The organism is Vibrio sp. GLN_1, from assembly GCF_043106015.1.
GTDB lineage: Bacteria > Pseudomonadota > Gammaproteobacteria > Enterobacterales > Vibrionaceae > Vibrio > Vibrio parahaemolyticus.
This window is the reverse complement of sequence record NZ_JBICMD010000025.1, coordinates 1-20,203: the sequence shown is the minus strand read 5'-3', so window position 1 is coordinate 20,203 and position 20,203 is coordinate 1. Positions and strand designations below refer to the sequence as shown.

The window sequence follows — 20,203 nt, the reverse complement described above, 5'->3', positions numbered from 1 at the left end:
ATAACCAGTAGCTCATCATGATGGATCCATCTCTATTACTCGACGGTTTGAACGATAAACAACGTGAAGCCGTTGCTGCACCTCTAGAAAACTTGCTCGTCCTTGCTGGTGCAGGGAGTGGTAAGACTCGCGTTCTTGTTCACCGTATCGCTTGGTTGATGTCGGTAGAACAAGCGTCTCCATTCTCAATCATGTCGGTAACCTTTACCAACAAAGCGGCAGCGGAGATGCGTGGCCGTATTGAAGAGTTGATGATGGGCAGTGCGTCAGGCATGTGGAATGGTACCTTTCACGGTATTTGTCACCGCATTTTGCGTGCGCACTATCTTGATGCCAAGCTACCGGAAGATTTTCAAATCATCGACAGCGACGATCAACAACGTTTACTGAAGCGTCTGATCAAAGCACAAAATCTGGATGAAAAGCAGTGGCCTGCACGCCAAGTGGCTTGGTGGATTAACGGCAAAAAAGACGAAGGCCTGCGCCCAGCACATATCGATGCTTACCACGATCCTGTGACCAAAACCTACTTGCAGCTATACACCGCTTATCAAGAAGCGTGTGACCGTGCAGGTTTGGTCGACTTTGCAGAAATTCTGCTTCGCGCTCATGAGCTACTGCGCGATAACAAGTTTGTCCGCGAGCACTACCAGGCACGCTTTAAACACATTCTGGTTGACGAGTTCCAAGACACCAACAATATCCAATACGCTTGGCTACGCATGATGGCGGGGCCTGAGTGTCATGTGATGATTGTGGGGGACGATGACCAATCGATTTACGGTTGGCGCGGAGCAAAAGTCGAAAACATTGAGAAATTCACCCGTGAATTCCCAAGCGTAACCACCATTCGCCTAGAGCAGAATTATCGTTCCACCAAGACCATTTTGGAAGCTTCCAATACCTTGATCGCCAATAACACTGAGCGTATGGGTAAAGAGCTGTGGACTGACGGCGTCGTTGGTGAGCCGATTTCGGTTTACAGTGCTTACAACGAGTTGGACGAAGCCCGTTTTGCGGTTAACAAAATCAAAGAGTGGCAAGACAAAGGTGGAGCATTGAATGATGCAGCGATGCTGTACCGCAACAACGCCCAGTCTCGTGTACTGGAAGAAGCGTTGATTCAAGCTGGTCTACCATACCGTATTTATGGTGGTATGCGATTCTTCGAGCGTCAGGAAATCAAAGACGCACTGAGTTACATGCGTTTGATGGCTAACCGCAATGATGATGCTGCATTTGAACGTGTGGTGAATACGCCAACTCGTGGTTTAGGTGACAAGACACTAGAAACCATTCGCCGTGCGGCGCGTGATCGTGGTTGCACGATGTGGGAAGCCAGCGTTGCGATGTTGGATGAACAAGTGCTCGCGGGTCGAGCGGCGGGGGCATTAGGTCGCTTTATCGAACTTATTACCGCACTCGAAGACGACACGTTAGAGATGCCGTTGCACGAGCAAACAGACCATGTGATCAAGTACTCTGGCTTGTTTGCCATGTATGAGCAAGAGAAGGGCGAAAAGTCTAAGGCTCGTATTGAGAACTTGGAGGAATTGGTGACCGCAACTCGCCAATTCGAGAAGCCAGAAGAAGCGGAAGAGATGTCGCTGCTGACTGCGTTCTTGACTCATGCGGCGCTAGAAGCGGGTGAAGGGCAAGCCGACGAATTTGAAGATGCAGTTCAATTGATGACACTGCACAGTGCAAAAGGCTTGGAATTCCCATTGGTGTTTATGGTGGGCGTTGAAGAAGGCATGTTCCCAAGCCAGATGTCGGCGGAAGAGGCAGGGCGTTTAGAGGAAGAGCGCCGCCTGTGCTACGTCGGTATGACGCGCGCGATGCAAAAACTCTACATCACTTATGCGGAAATGCGCCGTTTGTATGGTCAAGATAAGTACCATAAGCCATCGCGTTTTATTCGTGAGTTGCCGGAAACGTGCCTGGACGAAGTGCGGATGAAAGCGCAAGTCAGCCGACCTGCAAGCAGTGGTCGCTTTAGCCAAACTGCAGTGAAAGAGAACTTCAACGAGACGGGCTTTTCACTTGGTTCACGCGTAATGCATCCAAAGTTTGGCGAAGGCACCATCATTAACTTTGAAGGCAGCGGTCCACAGAGTCGCGTTCAAATTGCGTTCAATGGTGAAGGCATTAAATGGTTAGTGACTGCTTACGCTAGACTAGAGAAACTGTAAGGCTTTTATCGAAAGCTAGCTTGCATTGTTCGCAAACTAACTCAAGGGCTGCTTCGGCGGCTCTTGTTGTATCTGGAGCCTACAAAGTACATTATTTGAGTTTGAGTTTGAGTTTGAGTTTGAGTTTGAGTTTGAGTTTGAGATGGGGACAACTGTGCTTGGCAGGTCGGGCGGAAATGGCAGAAAAGAAAAACCCCGAGGGCTTGCGCCCATCGGGGTTATAGTCTTACTCGCAGCAATCCAGCTACTAAAAAGTGCTCCTTGCATCGAATCCTTGATAGCGTGCTGTATTCCTTCAGCTTAATCCTTTCGTCGCCTTCCTAGCGGTGTCCTTGATGACCTTATCCTGGTCTGCTAACTATCCTCGTCAGCTCTCATCACTTGTTCCCTGAGCGGTGTCCATGACATCATCCTGATGTTCAGTCCTTGCCTCGTCCAGAGGTGTCCATTTCCCGTCCTTAGTAGCAACCATCCTAGTCGCTATTGATTCCGTTCAATGTCCAGTTTTGCATTCCATGCCCGACTATTCATCCTGAATAACCGTTTCTTCTTCCTGAAGTTCACCAAATCCGTGGTGTTTCCTGTTCCGTGTCAGCATCCTTCCGACAGGTTTAATATTACGTTTTTGGCGCTATCCAACAACGGTGCAAGTTCACATTTTTTTATTCCGCAAACGTTTAAAAACTACACGTATTTATATTATTCAATAGCTTATTGGTTGTTTGGGGGGGCTTTACTGCTAAAAAAGAGAGTTTTACTCAACCCTTTGTGAGAGATCTCGCACAAAGGGCCGAGCGAAAGGCTACTATTTTCCGATGGCTGCACCTTCTCGACGCGGATCCGCAGCACCTTCTAAGCCATTTTCAGTGATGCGAATGGCGTGTAAACCGGAATTCAAATCGCGAATTTCGGTCTTAAAGCCCATCTTTTCGAGTGCCGGTTGCAACTGAGTTGCTGCGCTATCTTGCTCGAGGTCGACAGTACCAAAACGGTTTAACACTCTTGGTTGGTTGATCGCTTGCTGAATGTCCATGTCCCATTGAGTATGAGCAATGATGGCTTGTGCCACGTAGCCGATAATGCGACTGCCACCTGGAGAACCAATTGCCATGTATGGTTGATCATCTTTCATGATGATGGTCGGAGCCATGGAGGAGCGAGGACGTTTGCCCGGTTCTAATCGGTTGGCGATTGGAACGCCATTTTGATGTGTGCGGAAAGAAAAGTCTGTCAGCTCGTTATTGAGCAGGAAGCCGCGAACCATTAAGCGCGAGCCAAAAGCGTTCTCGATGGTGGTGGTCATTGAAACCACATTGCCTTGCTTGTCGACGATGTTGAAATGGCTGGTGGAAGGAAGTTCTATCGATTCATCCATACTGAGGTTCATTGCATGTGACCACGGTGGGTTACCGGCTTCCACTTTCGTCAGTGCTTTGCCGACCTGAATAAGCTCGGCACGTTGTTTGAGATAGTCTTTGTCCAACAAACCTTCAGTTGGCATGGGTACATAGTCTTGATCGGCCATGTACTTACCGCGATCAGCAAACGCGAGACCAGATGCGTCCGCAATGACCTGCCAAGATTTGGCGCTGTCTGGTCCCCAGCCTTTGAGATCGTATTGCTCTGTGATAGACAAGATCTGCCCGACAGTTAACGCGCCTGAGCTTGGTGGCCCCATGCCGCAGATGTCGTAGCTTTGATAAGCCGCACAAACGGGCTCTCGCTGTTTGATGCGGTAAGTATCAAAATCTTGTTGTGCCAATACGCCCGGGTTACCCACTGCGGTTTGCACGGTTGCGATAATGTCTTTGGCAATATCACCTTGATAGAAGGCTTGATCACCTTGCTTGGCGATGGCTTGCAAGGTTTGCGCGTATTCTGGATTCTTTAATCGTGTGCCTTCGGCTTTTGGTGAGCCATCGGCGTTAAAGAAATACGCTTTTGTGGTCGGAAAACGTGATAAACGCTCGGCGTCGTTGGCAATCAAACTGGCGAGACGAGGACTGACGGCAAAACCTTCCTCAGCCAAATTGATCACTGGCTGAATGATCTTTTTCCATTCCAGCTTGCCGTATTTTTGGTGGGTATCCCACAACAGTTTGACGGTGCCCGGCGTCGCGACAGATCGTCCGCCTACAACGGCATCATAAAATTGCAGCGGCTGGCCTTGGTCGTCCAAAAACAGTGTTGGGGTTGCGGCGAGGGGCGCAGTTTCTCGACCATCATAAGTGGTGAGCTTTTGTTGTTCGCCATCCCAATACACCAAAAATGCGCCGCCACCAATACCGGAAGACTGTGGTTCGACTAAGCCAAGCATCAGTTGTACCGCCACCATAGCATCAATGGCATTGCCGCCTTGCTCCAGTACATCAGCACCAGCTTGGGTGGCGATTGGGTTCGCTGCTGTCACCATATAGTCTTTGGCTTTGACCAGTTGTTTGTGCTCAAGCCCAGTACTTTGCTCCGGGGCAATCGCATCGGTGGCTTGGTTTGCAAACGCGGTGTGGGTGATAGAGGCGCTAAGAAAAAGACCCGTAGACACGAGTCGGTTGAACGTCCATTGCATGATGACTCTCCATGTTGCCAGTTTGATTGTTCAGCTTGGCAGCCATGGAGAAGATCGTCGAGTCAGCGTTTTAATAAATGTCGGGTGTACGACGCTTTTAAATCAGAGAGTTAACCGATTAACGTGCTGATGGTTTGCGCCAAGATGCTGCCGCCAACGAGGGTAAACACCACACCACAGATGCCATCGATGTAGATGCCAGCTTGTTGTAATCGACGTTGTAAACGTTGCGTTGAGAGCATCCACGCCAAGCTGGAAAACCAAACCAGAGACAAGCTGAACAGGATAACTAACGCGATGCTTTTGCCTGAGACCGACATTCCGGCTGGCACCAAGCTCGACATCAAGCTGATGAAGAAAACCAGTGCTTTGGGGTTGAGAATGTTGGTCGCAAAACCTTTGGCAAAAGCCTGACGTTTGTTGCTGATCACGAAGCTGTTTGTTTTATTTTGTTGATCCGTTTGCGGGTTTTTGATCGTAGCGATCACGCCGCGCAGGGCACCAACACCGAGGTAAAGCAGGTAACTGCCACCTAGCAGTTGTAATACCGAATACAGCAAAGGATGTTGATGCACAAGGTAGCTCACTCCAGTCAGGCTGAACAACGAGTGCAGCAAAATACCAACGGATAAGCCAAGAGCGATGTATAAGCCCGTCTGGCGACCATGACGCGTGGCATTTTGCACCACTAATGCGAAGTCTGGGCCTGGGCTCATTAAGGCAATAAAGTGAATGCTGGCCAATGTCAGCAGGATAGTGGATTCATTCATAACACATCTCAAAGATTACCAATGCAGCTATTGTGGAGGCTTGTTGTGGCATGCGCTTGTAAAAAACTGACAGCTTAAGATTAGCGTGCTGCTATCGAGTGACTTGAGACGGAGAGACGCCATAAGTCTGCTTAAAGGCTTTGCTGAAATGCGCCTGATCGTAAAAACCAATTTGATGTGCGACTTCAGTGCCGCATTGTCCTGCTTGTAGCAGCTTCATCCCTTGCTCGAGTCGTAAACGGGCAAACCACGCATACGGTGTCATGCCAGTTTGCGCTTTGAAATGGCGTTGAAATTGAGTCGGGCTTAGCTGGCAAAGCTCAGAAAGAGACTCCAGCCTTACCGATTGGTCTAGGTTCGCCATTAAGTAATCTTTTAAGGTGTTGAGAGATTGCTTACCTAATGGAATGACTTTTTGCCTTGCCAGCGATCCGTAGCGATCAAAAAGTTGGTTAAATCCCTCAAAAGGCAGACAATCTTTGGTTAACTGACTGAGATTTTCGCGTCTCAACAGAGCATGTAAGTTACTAAGTTGTGAAAATATCTGTGGATCGGAGATGATCAACTCATTAAAGCGGATAATTTGACCGTTTTGTTTAAGATCTGCCAGATCGCTAAGTAAGTGTGGTTCGATCGAAAAAACATTCACTTGATAGCCACTGGCAAGCTTAGATTGGCCGTCGTGCAGTTCATCGGGCGGCATAATAACGATTTGCCCATGACCGACTTGGTGATGAGAGCCTTGATAATGAAACTTCTGCTCACCGTGCGTGATCAAGCCGAGGTGAAAATCCAAATGATAGTGCCTTTGAAAGGCAAACTTTTGGTATTTCGCCTCGATCAGACTCAGTTGGTCATGGTCGGTCGCGTAGTATTGAATCTGTTCCATTACATACAAAAAAAGCTTGGTCACATAATGACCAAGCTTATCCATCAATTGTTAGCTTGTCTTGTAAAAAACGATCACTGTGACTGAATGGCTCGGCGTGAACGGCGATTGTTGCGCAGCCCATCGAAGCTAAATACCACAAGGGCTCCCCAAATAAAGGCGAACGTAATCGCTTTATCCATCGTGAAGGTCTCGCCGTAAATTAACACTGCAAGCAAGAACATCAGGCTAGGGCCGATGTACTGGAAAAAGCCGAGCGTTGATAATTTGAGGCGCGTCGCGGCACCAGTGAAGCACAGCAATGGCAAGGTCGTCACCACACCTGCTGCAATCAACAACGTATTGAGCTGCCATGGGTTTTCAATCATGTTTGCCGTTGGTGAACTGGCAATAAACAGAAGATAAACGGCGGCAGCGGGTAATAAGATTAGCGTTTCGACAAACAAACCCGTTTGAGCATCCACCGCGACTTTCTTACGTAGCAAACCGTAAAAACCGAAGCTCATCGCCAACGCCATCGCTACAATTGGCACCGAACCAAAGACGATCAACTGCACCAAAACGCCACATCCTGCCAATACCACAGCAAACCATTGCAGCTTACGTAGTCGTTCGCCCAAGAACACCATACCGAGCAACACGTTAATCAGCGGGTTGATGTAATAGCCTAAGCTGGCATCCAGCATGTGATTGGAGTTAACCGCCCAAATGAAGATCAGCCAGTTGCCACCAATCAATACCGAACTGGAAAGCAAATACGCGATTTTCTTTTTATCTGTGGCGATGTGATAAACCGAGCGCCAGTGACGGCCAAAATGAAGAAGTGCGGCAAGCAAAAAGAAAGACCAAATCACTCGGTGGCTTAGGATCTCGAGAGGAGACACTTGTGCTATCGATTTAAAGTACATGGGCGCAATGCCCCACATCGTGTACGCGCCAACCGCAAGCAGGACACCTTGCCGCGCGCGCTGTTGTTCTTCTGGTGTCATGAAGTGTCACCTAATTGTGTGTTTATAGAGCAGAAAATCAGTATACGAGCCGTGGTGTGAAACACCTAACAATTTGCGGTTTTATTCGCCATGAAACCCCATTACAATGTGCCCTCACTTTGTGTGCTGGTGGCATGCAAAAGCATTTCTACATCACCCAATCTGAGATTTTTCATGACCTCAACTTTGTTAGCCGAACAATCAGACTCACCTGTAACGCCTCAACGTGTGTTGGAGGAAGTTTTCGGTTATCAAACGTTTCGTGATGGCCAGCAAGAGGTCATCGAATCGGCGGTCGAGGGCAAAGACAGTCTGGTGATCATGCCGACAGGTGGTGGCAAATCTCTTTGCTATCAGATACCTGCGTTGGTTCGTAGTGGCATCACCTTGGTGATTTCGCCGCTGATTTCTTTGATGAAAGACCAGGTCGATCAGCTCAAGGCTAACGGCGTTGCGGCAGAGTGTGTGAACTCCACCATGAGTCGTGAAGAGCTGCTGAGTGTGTATAACCGCATGCACAGCGGTCAACTCAAATTGGTTTACGTCTCACCAGAACGCGTGTTAATGCGTGACTTCATCGAGCGCCTCGAAAATCTGCCTTTGGCGATGATTGCGGTGGATGAAGCGCACTGTATCTCACAGTGGGGACACGATTTCCGTCCTGAATACGCTGCGCTGGGTCAGTTAAAGCAGCATTTTTCGCATGTGCCATTTATGGCGCTCACCGCCACTGCGGATGACGCTACACGTCGCGACATTCTTGAACGCTTACGTTTGCATGAACCTCATGTCCACTTAGGCAGTTTTGACCGTCCGAATATCCGCTACAACCTGGTCGAGAAGCATAAGCCGATTTCTCAGATCATTCGTTATCTCGACACTCAAAAGGGCAATTGCGGCATCATTTACTGTGGTAGCCGTAAGAAAGTCGAAATGGTGACGGAGAAGTTGTGCAACAACCACATCCGTGCGGCGGGCTATCATGCAGGGATGGACGCTGATGAGCGTGCTTACGTTCAAGAGGCGTTTCAGCGTGATGACATTCAAATCGTGGTCGCGACGGTTGCCTTTGGTATGGGCATCAACAAGCCGAACGTCCGTTTTGTGGTGCACTTTGATATTCCGCGCAATATTGAATCCTACTACCAAGAAACGGGACGAGCAGGGCGAGATGGTTTACCTGCTGAAGCGATGATGTTGTACGACCCCGCAGACATCAGTTGGCTACGCCGCATGCTGGATGAAAAAGACGATGGACCGCAAAAGCAAGTAGAAAGCCATAAACTTAATGCGATGAGTGCCTTTGCGGAAGCGCAAACCTGTCGTCGTCAGGTTCTGCTCAACTACTTTGGTGAATACCGCGAGAAGCCTTGTGGTAACTGTGATATCTGCCTCGATCCACCCAAACATTTTGATGCGACAGAAGAAGCGCGAAAAGCGTTGTCGTGTGTTTACCGCGTTAACCAAAGCTTTGGTATGACGTATGTGGTTGAGGTGCTGCGTGGTATGCAAAATATCCGCGTGCGTGAACATGGCCACGATAAGATCTCTACATACGGCATTGGCCGCGATCACAGCCATGATTACTGGGTGAGTATCTTCCGCCAGTTAATCCACAAAGGTCTGCTGTTTCAAAACATTACTCGAAACTCGACGTTGCAACTGACCGAGGAAGCTCGACCATTATTGCGCGGGGATGTGTCGCTCGAGCTAGCGGTTCCTCGTTTGGATACCACTGCACGCGCTGCGAAGTCGGACAAACTGACCAGCAAAAACTACGATAAGAAGCTGTTTGCGAAATTACGCAAGCTGCGTAAGTCGATTGCCGATGAAGATGGCTTACCACCATACGTTGTATTTAGTGATGCGACCTTGATTGATATGGCGGAGATTCTGCCAACGTCGTATGGCGAAATGCTGGCGGTGAGCGGGGTAGGTCAACGTAAATTAGAAAAATATGCCGATCCATTCTTGGATCTGATTCAAGAACACATCACTCACCACGGATAAGGAACCAAAATGCAGAAGGAATTTGGCCTAACAGAATACATTGCCGAAGAAGGTCGTTTGCTGATTGCAGCCCCAAGATTTGATTTAGACACCTTTCCGGCGTTAGGTGAGCGTTTGGTGGGTTTACTCTCTGCGACGGTAATCGAAAAACAGTGGGATGCGGATATCCACTCTTGGCTGATCGATTTTGAAGGTTGCCGCTTATTTATGAAAGCGGAGCATTACAGTGAAGCGATTTGGTTTGAAGCGCTGAACATTGAAGAGAGTAGGGAAGAGCTCGATTATCTTGCTGGATTATTTCAACGCGGCTTCTAAACTCAACTTATCAACTCTTTAAATCATTTCCTTATAGGGTGTTTCACATGAAACACCCTTTTTCGTTTTTCGCCCAATTCTTTGGTGTAAAGGTGAAATTATCGGATAAACGTTTGCGTAAAAAGCACCGCTTGCGAGCGCAATTGGTTAATGTATAATCGCCCACCGCTTCGCTTGGAATGAGTGAAGCCGATTTGAATTTTCATTTTACATTGTTGGTAAGAGTCGTTTTCGTTACTGAAAATGCTCGATTTGGGTTCCCTCGCCCCCAAACCAAACTAAAAAGGTATCGCATGAGTAACTTTACCCCTGCGCAGCAGCGCAACGCCCTTATCTATCTGGTTTTATTCCATCTAGTCATTATTGCATCCAGCAATTATCTGGTTCAGCTACCGTTTACTATCTTCGGTCTGCACACCACTTGGGGCGCATTTACCTTCCCATTTATCTTCCTAGCGACAGACTTAACTGTTCGTATTTTTGGTGCTCAGTTAGCGCGTAAGATCATCTTCTTAGTGATGTTGCCTGCGTTAGCGGTGTCTTACTTCCTTTCGGTTGTGTTCTTTGAAGGTCAGTTCCAAGGATTTAGCCATCTAGGGGAATTTAACCTGTTTGTCGCACGTATTGCGATTGCGAGTTTCATGGCTTATTTACTTGGTCAGATCATGGATGTGCATGTGTTCAACCGTCTACGCCAAATGAAGCAGTGGTGGGTAGCACCAACGTGTTCGACACTCTTTGGTAATGCGCTAGATACCATCGCGTTCTTTGCGATTGCATTCTACCAAAGTCCAGATCCATTTATGGCTGAACACTGGACGGAAATCGCGCTGGTGGATTACGGCTTCAAGCTGGTGATCAGCCTTGGCTTGTTTGTCCCAATGTACGGTGTATTACTGAATTATCTGATTAAGAAGCTAACCGCAGTAAACCCAGACTTCAAAGTGAGTACGGCGGCGTAATATCGCTGATTGAATGTGAATAACAAAAAAGCCGCTGAATCCAGCGGTTTTTTTGTATTTGAAGGACGGGTACAAGTCTCGTTGTACAGCACAAGGAGCAATAAGATTATGAGTGTTCTAAAGCTCCAAGCACTGTGCATTGGAATGCCAAATAACAAAAAGGCTCCATAAGGAGCCTTTTTACTCGATAACAATCATTAGCAAGCGGTAATCGTTAATGGCCAACCAATGTCTGTTTGACGGTTCGATTCTATTTCTAACTCAGCAGCCGTAAGCGGGTTAGCTTCTAGCCATTTCGCATCAATGCTCAACGTCAGTTTATCACCTTCAGCTAATAGCTCGACTTGTGGTTCTAAGCTTGGGTTGCGGCGGTGGGTCAGTAGAACCGCAAGACGCAGCAAGCGCAGCACGCGTTTGGCACTTGTTCCAGATATAGCATGTTGCTCTGGTAGTGAGCTTAGCTGCTCGCGGTAACGGCGTGCAATTTCACCAATAAAGAACTTCTGCGCACGCGTATAGCCTGGCAAATCGAGGTTTTGCAGTAAGTAAGCACTATGTTCACCGCCTTTTTTAAAGTCGATGGTTAGGCCAATTTCGTGCAATTTTGCTGTGGTTTCGAGCAGAACTTTACCTTGAGGCTCAGTAATCCACTCATCGCCACCGGCTTGCTCTAAAAGCTTACCAGCCAGCGTTGCCACTTGTTCACCATATTGGCAATCAAGCTGATAACGGCTTTGCACGCTACAAATGGTGCGAGCACGAATGTCATTTTGACGCAGCTCGTCGACCATTTCATAAACCAAGCCTTCACGCAGTGCGCCGCCCGCGAGTGTCATCGCATCGATTTCAAGTAACTCGAAAATCGCGATAAGAATAGACAGGCCGCTAGGGAAGACCAAGGCACGCTCAAGCGTTAAACCTTCGATGTCGAGCTCTTCCAAATGATCGGCTAGCATGGCTTGCTTTTGTAAACGCTTAAGTTTGGAGTGAGTAATTACTTCGTCCATACCCTGCGCCAGCATGATTTCTTGTAGCGCCTGAACGGTACCAGATGCACCTACGCACACATCCCAACCAAGATCGGTGTACTGTTCTAAGATTGGCTTGATGGTTTGCTTTGCGCCTTCAATCGCAGCTTCGAAGTTACGGGCATTCAGTTGGCGATCTTTAAAGAAGTTCTCCAACCATGTCACGCAGCCCATTTTTAGGCTGGTGAGGGCTTTCGCTTCAAAACCTTCGCCAATAATCAGCTCAGTGCTCGCGCCACCAATATCAACCACAAGGCGACGACCACTACCACCTGACGTGTGGGCAACACCTTTATAGATAGTGGCGGCTTCTTCTTCACCAGAGATGACTTCGATTGGCTGCCCCAGAATCTGGTTCGCTTTCTCTAGAAATACATCCACATTGGTGGCAGTACGTAAAGTCGCTGTGCCGACAATGCGAATGTTTTGTGTAGGAATATCCTGCAAGCGTTCCGCAAATAGACTTAAGCAGTCCCATCCTCGCTGCATAGCTTCCATACTAAGAGAATTATGTTCATCTAAGCCCGCCGCTAGACGAACTTTGCGCTTAATTTTAGCCATTGTTTGAACGCTGCCATCGATGTGACGCACAACGAGCATGTGAAAACTGTTCGACCCGAGGTCGATGGCTGCGTATAGCGGTGATGATCCTGCTTGACTCATAAACGACTTCAGTTTCCTTTTATGATTGTTTCGGCGCTGATTGACGTGGCTGACGAGGACGACGTCCTTGAGGCTTACGGTTACCAGAGCGAGTACCACCGGTGTTGGTGCGGCGTTGCTGAACGCGCGGCGCACGCATGCGGATTGGCGCAGGCAGATCTTGAATCAGAGCTGATGCATCGTATTCCGACACAGGAATGGTGTGTTCGATGTATTCTTCAATCGCAGGCAAGTTGATTGCGTATTCTTCACACGCAAAGCTGATTGAGTGACCGCTCGCGCCCGCACGACCCGTACGACCAATGCGGTGTACGTAATCTTCACAGTCGTCAGGCAGGTCATAGTTGAATACGTGTGTTACTTGAGGAATGTGTAGACCACGGGCTGCAACGTCAGTCGCAACAAGAATGTCGACATCGCCTTTAGTGAATTGCTCAAGAATCTTTTCACGTTTCTTCTGTGGAACATCACCTGTTAGTAGGCCAACGCGGTGACCATCTGCCGCCAAGTGGCCCCAAACTGACTCACATTTATGTTTGGTGTTCGCAAACACGATTGCGCGATCTGGCCATTCTTCTTCAATCAGAGTTTGAAGTAGAGCCATCTTGTCTTCATTAGATGGGTAGAACAGCTCTTCTTGGATACGGTGACCAGTTTTTTGTGCTGGCTCAACCACAACATGCTCAGGATTGTGCATATGCTCGAAAGCCAACTCTTGCACGCGGTAAGACAAAGTCGCAGAGAACAACATGTTCAAACGCTCTTTTGGCTCAGGCATACGACGGAACAAGAAACGAATGTCTTTAATAAAGCCAAGATCGAACATGCGGTCAGCTTCATCTAACACAACTGCTTGAATGTTGTTTAGGTTGAAAACGCGCTGTTTGTAGAAATCGATGATACGGCCAGTCGTGCCGATAAGAATGTCTACGCCATCTTGTAGCTTCGCAAGTTGCTTATCGTAGCTTTCGCCACCGTAAGCTAATGCGGCTTTTAGACCTGTGCTTGCAATCAGCGGCTCAGCATCGTTGAAGATCTGAATCGCTAGCTCACGCGTTGGCGCCATAATAATTGCGCGCGGTTGCGTTGGTTGACGGCCTTCGTGCTCAGGTGTCGTAAGTAGGTGGTTGAAGGTTGCAGTTAAAAACGCAAGCGTTTTACCAGTGCCCGTTTGGGCCTGGCCTGCGATGTCTTGGCCGGTGAGCAGTACCGGCAACGCCAAGGCTTGGATAGGGGTACAATATTCGAACCCTTTTTTTTCCAATCCTTCAGTAACTTGGGGCTGTAAACCCAAATCGGCGAACTTTTGCTCTGTGATATGCGTCTTTTTCATGGCTATAGAATATCAGCTAAAGCTTGCAATACGAAAGTAAATACATTCCAATAGGGCATCTAATTACTGGTTATCATCCAACCAGTTTCGAAAAACACATTGGAGTGGAAGATGAGTGATAAGATTTTGCAGCTAACTGATGACGGTTTTGAAAACGATGTAATCAATGCTGCAGGCCCAGTTCTCGTAGATTTTTGGGCAGAATGGTGTGGTCCTTGTAAAATGATCGCTCCTATCCTGGACGAAATCGCTGAAGAGTACGAAGGCAAACTCACTATCGGTAAACTAAACATCGACCATAACGCAGGCACGCCGCCTAAGTTTGGTATTCGCGGTATTCCAACGCTACTGTTATTCAAAGACGGCAACGTAGCGGCAACGAAAGTTGGTGCTTTGTCTAAGACTCAGCTTAAAGAGTTCTTGGACGCAAACTTATAATCACCAAGTGATTACAGATAAAACCGTGCAATGTAACAATGCGCGGTTTTGTTTTTCTAACTCTGGACTAGAATATTAATTAGTGCTAACTTATCGCGCGTTAATTGAACAAATTTCTCTTCTTGGTCGATCCTGAGACCAAATCCATCTTAACTAGAAAACAGATCTTATTTTGACTAAACAAGAATCCACCACCATGAACCTTACCGAACTGAAGAACAGACCTGTGTCTGACCTTGTAAAACTGGGCGAAAGCTTAGGACTAGAGAACCTAGCTCGCTTAAGAAAACAAGACATCATCTTCGCGATTTTAAAAGCGCACGCTAAAGGCGGCGAAGACATCTTTGGCGATGGGGTTCTGGAAATTCTGCAAGACGGCTTTGGTTTCCTACGCAGTGCAGACAGTTCGTACCTTGCTGGTCCGGACGACATCTACGTATCACCAAGTCAGATTCGTCGTTTTAACCTACGTACTGGTGACTCAATTGCTGGTAAAATTCGCCCACCAAAAGACGGTGAACGCTACTTTGCCCTTCTAAAAGTCAATACAGTTAACGACGACAAACCAGACAACGCTCGTAACAAGATCCTATTTGAAAACCTTACCCCTCTGCATGCGAATGAACGCATGGTAATGGAGCGTGGTAACGGTTCTACAGAAGACATCACAGCACGTGTTTTAGACTTGGCATCGCCTATCGGTAAGGGTCAACGTGGTCTGATTGTTGCTCCGCCAAAAGCGGGTAAGACAATGCTTCTGCAAAATATCGCTCAAAGCATCGCATACAACCATCCAGAGTGTGAGTTGATGGTACTTCTTATCGACGAACGTCCAGAAGAAGTAACAGAGATGCAGCGTCTAGTTAAAGGTGAAGTAGTAGCGTCAACGTTCGATGAGCCAGCATCTCGTCACGTACAAGTGGCAGAAATGGTAATCGAGAAAGCAAAACGTCTTGTTGAACACAAGAAAGACGTGGTTATCCTGCTTGACTCTATCACTCGTCTAGCTCGTGCTTACAACACCGTAGTGCCTTCATCAGGTAAAGTACTAACAGGTGGTGTGGATGCAAACGCATTGCACCGTCCTAAGCGTTTCTTCGGTGCGGCACGTAACGTAGAAGAAGGCGGCAGCCTAACTATCATCGCAACGGCACTAGTAGATACTGGTTCTAAAATGGATGAAGTTATCTACGAAGAGTTCAAGGGTACAGGTAACATGGAACTGCACTTGAACCGTAAGATTGCTGAGAAGCGTGTATTCCCTGCGATTGACTTCAACCGCTCAGGTACACGTCGTGAAGAGCTACTGACGAAGACTGACGAACTACAGAAGATGTGGATTCTGCGTAAGATCGTTCACCCAATGGGCGAAATCGACGCAATGGAATTCCTAATCGATAAGCTAGCAATGACGAAGACGAATGATGAGTTCTTCGATGCGATGCGTCGTCAGTAATAACTGAGTTCTTATTTTGAAAAAGCCACCACAAAAATGGTGGCTTTTTTATTGCTTTCTATCAATAGAAGCAGCAGAATGAGAACAAATGTTATCGGGAGGTTAACATGCAACAAGGAATGTTGTCGTCATTACTCCTGAGCTTGTCACTGCTCACTCTACCCGTGGCCGTTTCTGCGAAGGAAATGCAGGAGTCTGTGGTAGAACAGTGGCTTCAGGATACTCAAATTCAAACCAAAGTTTCTGAACTCCTTGAGTACGTGGTCAGAGATGAGGTTGATTCGCTTAAATTTTCCCTCGATCGGCTCGCTTTTCCTCAGCAAGAAGTGGTGCGTTTTCGCCTGTTGGAAAAATTAGAACAGCAAAACATCATACTTACCCCGCGCATGGCACTGTTCGTGGAATCGCAAGTTCGTTTGACACCAACGTATCAAATGCTGGAGCGAGGCGATGGCTATGAATTCAGTGTACCCGCATTCAATTACCCAGCGATTGCGAGTCGTTTAATTAAGCGTTGGAAACAAGACCAAAGCACGTTAGATTTTGTGCTGCAAGCTGAACGAAAAGAGTTAAACCTGCAGCAATGGTTAACGGGGACGTCTCAACAAATTCAGACAAGAGAATCCTTGCTCATTCGTGAGCTAGATAGCTTATCGCCAAGTGCGTTAAAGGCCTTAACGACGCAGTTAACTCAAGCGAATGTCACCAGTTGGCTACCGTCCACAGCAGTGGTCGTTCGTATGGCGCAAGTCAGCCAAGACAAAGCTATGTACGATTTACTATGGCGAATGCGCGCCGATTACAATAGCCAACAGGAACTCAAGCGCTTAGCTGATACAGGAGATGCTTTCTCTTTGCAGCAGTTGATGAATGCCACGATCAACCCAAGCCTCAAACCTCACGCGATTCGCTTACTCACCAAATCCAATCCATTATCGCCGGAAGTGAAACAGTTTCTTATTGCGAAAATGGCATTATCTGAAGAGGCGACACTGGTCGCTCGTCAACTGGCTCAACAAGGCCACCAAACATGGCTTGAAGAATTAATTTCAAGTAACCGCCAAGTAAAGGCTCGTCAGATCGAGCAAGTATTAAAGTAACCCTGCTCACATACCCACACAAAATAGGAGGATCTTAGCGTCCTCCTATTTGTTATACTGCGGACAGTTTAATCAGCCAGCATGAAGGCCTATGAGTTTTAAGGATTTACGCGAATTTATCGACCATCTAGAACAGAAAGGTCGACTTAAACGCATTACTCACCCTGTCGATCCCGCTTACGAAATGACAGAGATCAGCGACCGCACCTTACGTGCTGGTGGCCCTGCGCTGTTGTTTGAAAATCCAATCGGCTACAACGTTCCTGTTCTGACCAACCTGTTTGGTACGCCAGAGCGCGTTGCGATAGGTATGGGGCGTGAAGACGTAAAAGAATTACGCGAAGTCGGCAAACTGCTGGCTTACTTAAAAGAACCTGAGCCACCAAAAGGCTTCAAAGACGCATTGGAAAAACTGCCAGTATTCAAGCAAGTGTTGAATATGCCAGCCAAGCGACTGCGTAAAGCGCCATGCCAAGACATTGTATGGCAAGGTGACGAAGTCGATTTGGATAAAATTCCGGTGATGAGTTGTTGGGCGGAAGACGTAGCACCATTATTAACGTGGGGTTTGACGGTCACCAAAGGGCCGAATAAAAAACGCCAGAACCTCGGTATCTACCGCCAACAAAAAATCGCCAAAAACAAAATCATCATGCGTTGGCTAGCTCACCGTGGTGGCGCGTTAGATTTGCGTGATTGGATGGAAACCAACCCGGGTAAGCCGTTCCCAGTTTCCGTGGCGTTTGGTGCCGACCCTGCCACTATCCTTGGTGCGGTGACGCCAGTGCCGGATACGTTATCAGAATATGCCTTTGCTGGTTTGCTGCGTGGCAGTAAAACTGAAGTGGTCAAATCCATCAGTAACAATTTGGAAGTCCCAGCAAGTGCTGAAATCGTCATGGAAGGGTACATCGACCCGAACGAGTTTGCCGATGAAGGCCCTTATGGCGATCACACTGGCTACTATAACGAAAAAGAAAAGCATCACGTCTTTACCATTACGCACATCACCATGCGTAAAGACCCAATTTATCACAGTACCTATACTGGTCGTCCGCCAGATGAGCCAGCGGTATTAGGCGTGGCACTGAATGAAGTATTCGTGCCAATTCTGCAAAAGCAATTCCCTGAGATTGAAGACTTCTACCTACCGCCAGAAGGTTGTTCGTATCGCATGGCCGTTGTAACTATGAAGAAGCAATACCCAGGTCATGCGAAACGCGTGATGATGGGGGTTTGGTCCTTCTTGCGTCAGTTCATGTACACCAAGTTTGTGATTGTGTGTGATGAGTCGGTAAATGCGCGTGACTGGAATGACGTCGTCAAAGCGATGACCGAACATATGGATCCAGTGCGCGATACCTTGATGATAGACAACACGCCAATCGATTCTCTCGACTTTGCGTCGCCAGTGGTGGGGTTAGGTTCCAAAATGGGACTAGATGCGACTATCAAATGGGATGCGGAACTTGCAACACGTCCCCAAATCAGTGAGCAAGACAGTAAAGTAATAACAGAAGCCGATTTGGAATCACTGAAACAACAGCGTCCAGAGATTATTGATATCTATCTACCACCAACAACCAATAATCGTTTTGCCGTCGTTACGATGAAGAAAGACCAAGCGGGCCAATCTCAAGCATTAATGGAATACCTGTGGGACTTCTTCGCGCAGTACACCGACAACAAGTTCGTTATCTTGTGTGATGAGGACGTCAATGCGCGAGATTGGAATGACATCATTTGGGCGGTGACCACTCGTATGGATCCGGATAGAGATACCACTCGAGTATCAGGTAAGGCAGAAAGTTCATCTAAACTCGGACTGGATGCGACTAACAAGTTCGAATCTGAAGTCACGCGTGAGTGGGGTACGCCAATTAAAAAAGATCCTAAACTTGTGGCTAAAGTCGATGAGATTTGGGACCAGTTAGGTATTCTATGAGTCATCAAGTCCACCTTCTGCCTATAGACGTAACATTTGAGGTTAAAGAAGGGGAAACGGTGTTGGAAGCCGCGCTCAACAACAATATTCGCTTCCCACATCGTTGCCGAGTTGGCGCTTGTGCCATGTGCATGTGTAAAAAGCTATCGGGCGAGGTGACATATCACCTCGAACCCATGCTAACCAATAAAGAGCAGCAGCAAGGTTGGATATTCCCTTGCCAAGCCTATACAGAAAGTAATTTAGTGCTTACTTTTGATGAGTAAGCGAGAGGAACACCATGACCATCCAATGTAAAGTAAAGTCTATTCAGCCGTTAGCTTGTAATACTTACCAAATTCTACTGCACCCTGAGTCTCCAGTTGCGTTTAAAGCTGGCCAATACCTGATGGTTGTGATGGGAGAAAAGGATAAACGCCCATTCTCGATTGCAAGCAGCCCTTGCCGACATGAAGGCGAATTAGAGCTTCATATCGGGGCTGCTGAACACAACGCTTACGCCATCGAAGTTGTCGAAGCGATGAAAGCTGCGTTAGAAACAGGTAATGATATTGAAATCGATGCGCCACACGGTGATGCGTGGGTACAAGAAGACAGTGAACGCCCGCTGTTATTGATCGCTGGTGGTACAGGTTTTAGTTACGTACGTTCGATTCTGGATCATTGCGTAGCGCAGAATAAAACCAACCCTATCTATTTATACTGGGGTGCTCGTGATAATTGCCAGCTGTATGCGAAAGACGAATTGCTCGAACTTGCACAGAAATACGCAAATGTTCACTTTGTTCCGGTTGTTGAGGAAGCCTCTGCAGATTGGCAAGGGAAAGTCGGTAATGTACTACAAGCCGTGAGTGATGATTTCGAAAGCCTAGAAAACTACGATATCTATATTGCAGGTCGTTTTGAAATGGCGGGCGCAGCTCGTGAGCAATTCACTCAGAATAAAAAAGCAAAGAGTGAACGTATGTTTGCAGACGCGTACGCATTCATTTAAATTCCGTGTTTCAGGCAGAAAAAGAGGGTTTTTTACCCTCTTTTTTGCTTTTTTGATGAAATAGTCATCGAACAGCTGGTTTTATCCGTTTTTTTTCAAAAAAGGGTTGCGCTCGGAACTCAACTCCCTATAATGCGCATCCACCGACACGGCAGACGCGATAAGGCTTCAGCGGGGTCGGAGAGGTAAAAAGCTTCTGAGAAAATAAATTGAAAAAAGTGTTTGACTCTTTCAATTATCTCGCTAGAATGCACCTCCGCTTTGAGAGAAAAACTTCTCGCAGAGCAAGCTCTTTAACAATATAGACCTATCAATCTGTGTGGGCACTCGTTGATGATAATCCAATTCGATACTTCGGTATCAAATTAGGTTTCAATGAAACGAAGTGACCATTGAATCTTCGGATTCAGCACAGTCAATTCAAACATTACTTTATGTAATGTTCAGTATTCATTGAGCCGAACAAAATCTTAAATTGAAGAGTTTGATCATGGCTCAGATTGAACGCTGGCGGCAGGCCTAACACATGCAAGTCGAGCGGAAACGAGTTATC

At 47.4% G+C, this 20,203-nt stretch carries 16 protein-coding genes and 1 rRNA gene; 11 read left to right on the top strand and 6 right to left on the bottom strand.

Annotated elements, in window-relative coordinates; genetic code table 11:
* Positions 1–17: 17 nt before the first annotated feature.
* Positions 18–2,192 (top strand): DNA helicase II, encoded by a 2,175-nt coding sequence (gene uvrD / locus ACF8OV_RS12250; RefSeq protein WP_086485326.1) that lies wholly within the window; start codon positions 18–20, stop codon positions 2,190–2,192.
* An 805-nt stretch (positions 2,193–2,997) separates the two neighbouring features.
* Here the strand turns inward: uvrD and ggt are convergent.
* The 4 genes from ggt to rarD all read right to left on the bottom strand — a co-directional run bounded on the left by ggt (position 2,998) and on the right by rarD (position 7,406).
* Complete coding sequence (gene ggt / locus ACF8OV_RS12245; protein ID WP_317676093.1) at positions 2,998–4,758, bottom strand: gamma-glutamyltransferase; 1,761 nt, start codon at positions 4,756–4,758, stop codon at positions 2,998–3,000.
* Between the two features lie 110 nt (positions 4,759–4,868).
* The gene (locus ACF8OV_RS12240) at positions 4,869–5,528 is read right to left on the bottom strand and encodes a LysE family translocator (protein WP_024700229.1); all 660 of its coding nucleotides are present in this window, start codon (positions 5,526–5,528) and stop codon (positions 4,869–4,871) included.
* Between the two features lie 91 nt (positions 5,529–5,619).
* A complete protein-coding gene (locus ACF8OV_RS12235; protein WP_005458575.1) occupies positions 5,620–6,417 on the bottom strand; it encodes an AraC family transcriptional regulator in 798 nt (265 codons plus the stop codon).
* A gap of 74 nt (positions 6,418–6,491) precedes the next feature.
* Entirely contained in the window at positions 6,492–7,406 is a 915-nt protein-coding gene (gene rarD / locus ACF8OV_RS12230) for an EamA family transporter RarD (RefSeq protein WP_005497386.1), read from the bottom strand.
* Between the two features lie 174 nt (positions 7,407–7,580).
* Here rarD and recQ point away from each other — a divergent pair, with 174 nt between their 5' ends.
* From recQ to ACF8OV_RS12215, 3 genes are all read left to right on the top strand, one after another.
* A complete protein-coding gene (gene recQ, locus ACF8OV_RS12225; RefSeq protein ID WP_025507678.1) occupies positions 7,581–9,416 on the top strand; it encodes an ATP-dependent DNA helicase RecQ in 1,836 nt (611 codons plus the stop codon).
* 9 nt (positions 9,417–9,425) lie between these two features.
* A complete protein-coding gene (locus ACF8OV_RS12220) occupies positions 9,426–9,731 on the top strand; it encodes a DUF3630 family protein (RefSeq protein WP_005458579.1) in 306 nt (101 codons plus the stop codon).
* 293 nt (positions 9,732–10,024) lie between these two features.
* Positions 10,025–10,693 carry a 7-cyano-7-deazaguanine/7-aminomethyl-7-deazaguanine transporter gene (locus ACF8OV_RS12215; protein ID WP_005497391.1) on the top strand — a complete coding sequence of 223 codons (669 nt, stop codon included), beginning with the start codon at positions 10,025–10,027 and terminating at the stop codon, positions 10,691–10,693.
* Between the two features lie 197 nt (positions 10,694–10,890).
* Here ACF8OV_RS12215 and gppA read toward each other — a convergent pair whose 3' ends face one another.
* Positions 10,891–12,384: a guanosine-5'-triphosphate,3'-diphosphate diphosphatase gene (gene gppA, locus ACF8OV_RS12210; RefSeq protein ID WP_029806621.1), complete on the bottom strand. Its 1,494-nt coding sequence runs from the start codon at positions 12,382–12,384 to the stop codon at positions 10,891–10,893.
* Positions 12,385–12,403: 19 nt separating this feature from the next.
* Positions 12,404–13,717, bottom strand: coding sequence for an ATP-dependent RNA helicase RhlB (rhlB, locus tag ACF8OV_RS12205; protein WP_005458582.1), 1,314 nt, complete (start codon positions 13,715–13,717; stop codon positions 12,404–12,406).
* A gap of 111 nt (positions 13,718–13,828) precedes the next feature.
* Here rhlB and trxA point away from each other — a divergent pair, with 111 nt between their 5' ends.
* From trxA to ACF8OV_RS12170, 7 genes are all read left to right on the top strand, one after another.
* A complete protein-coding gene (trxA, locus tag ACF8OV_RS12200) occupies positions 13,829–14,155 on the top strand; it encodes a thioredoxin TrxA (protein WP_005458583.1) in 327 nt (108 codons plus the stop codon).
* Between the two features lie 196 nt (positions 14,156–14,351).
* A complete protein-coding gene (gene rho, locus ACF8OV_RS12195; RefSeq protein ID WP_005378757.1) occupies positions 14,352–15,611 on the top strand; it encodes a transcription termination factor Rho in 1,260 nt (419 codons plus the stop codon).
* A 107-nt stretch (positions 15,612–15,718) separates the two neighbouring features.
* Positions 15,719–16,711: a hypothetical protein gene (locus ACF8OV_RS12190; RefSeq protein WP_005480957.1), complete on the top strand. Its 993-nt coding sequence runs from the start codon at positions 15,719–15,721 to the stop codon at positions 16,709–16,711.
* 91 nt (positions 16,712–16,802) lie between these two features.
* Positions 16,803–18,656 carry a 4-hydroxy-3-polyprenylbenzoate decarboxylase gene (gene ubiD, locus ACF8OV_RS12185; RefSeq protein WP_203505241.1) on the top strand — a complete coding sequence of 618 codons (1,854 nt, stop codon included), beginning with the start codon at positions 16,803–16,805 and terminating at the stop codon, positions 18,654–18,656.
* Positions 18,653–18,922 carry a 2Fe-2S iron-sulfur cluster-binding protein gene (locus tag ACF8OV_RS12180; RefSeq protein ID WP_203505239.1) on the top strand — a complete coding sequence of 90 codons (270 nt, stop codon included), beginning with the start codon at positions 18,653–18,655 and terminating at the stop codon, positions 18,920–18,922. Before ubiD ends, ACF8OV_RS12180 begins: the two co-directional genes overlap by 4 nt.
* Positions 18,923–18,936: 14 nt before the next feature.
* Complete coding sequence (gene fre / locus ACF8OV_RS12175) at positions 18,937–19,650, top strand: NAD(P)H-flavin reductase (protein ID WP_045608204.1); 714 nt, start codon at positions 18,937–18,939, stop codon at positions 19,648–19,650.
* A gap of 472 nt (positions 19,651–20,122) precedes the next feature.
* A 16S ribosomal RNA gene (locus ACF8OV_RS12170) occupies positions 20,123–20,203 on the top strand; the annotation flags it as partial.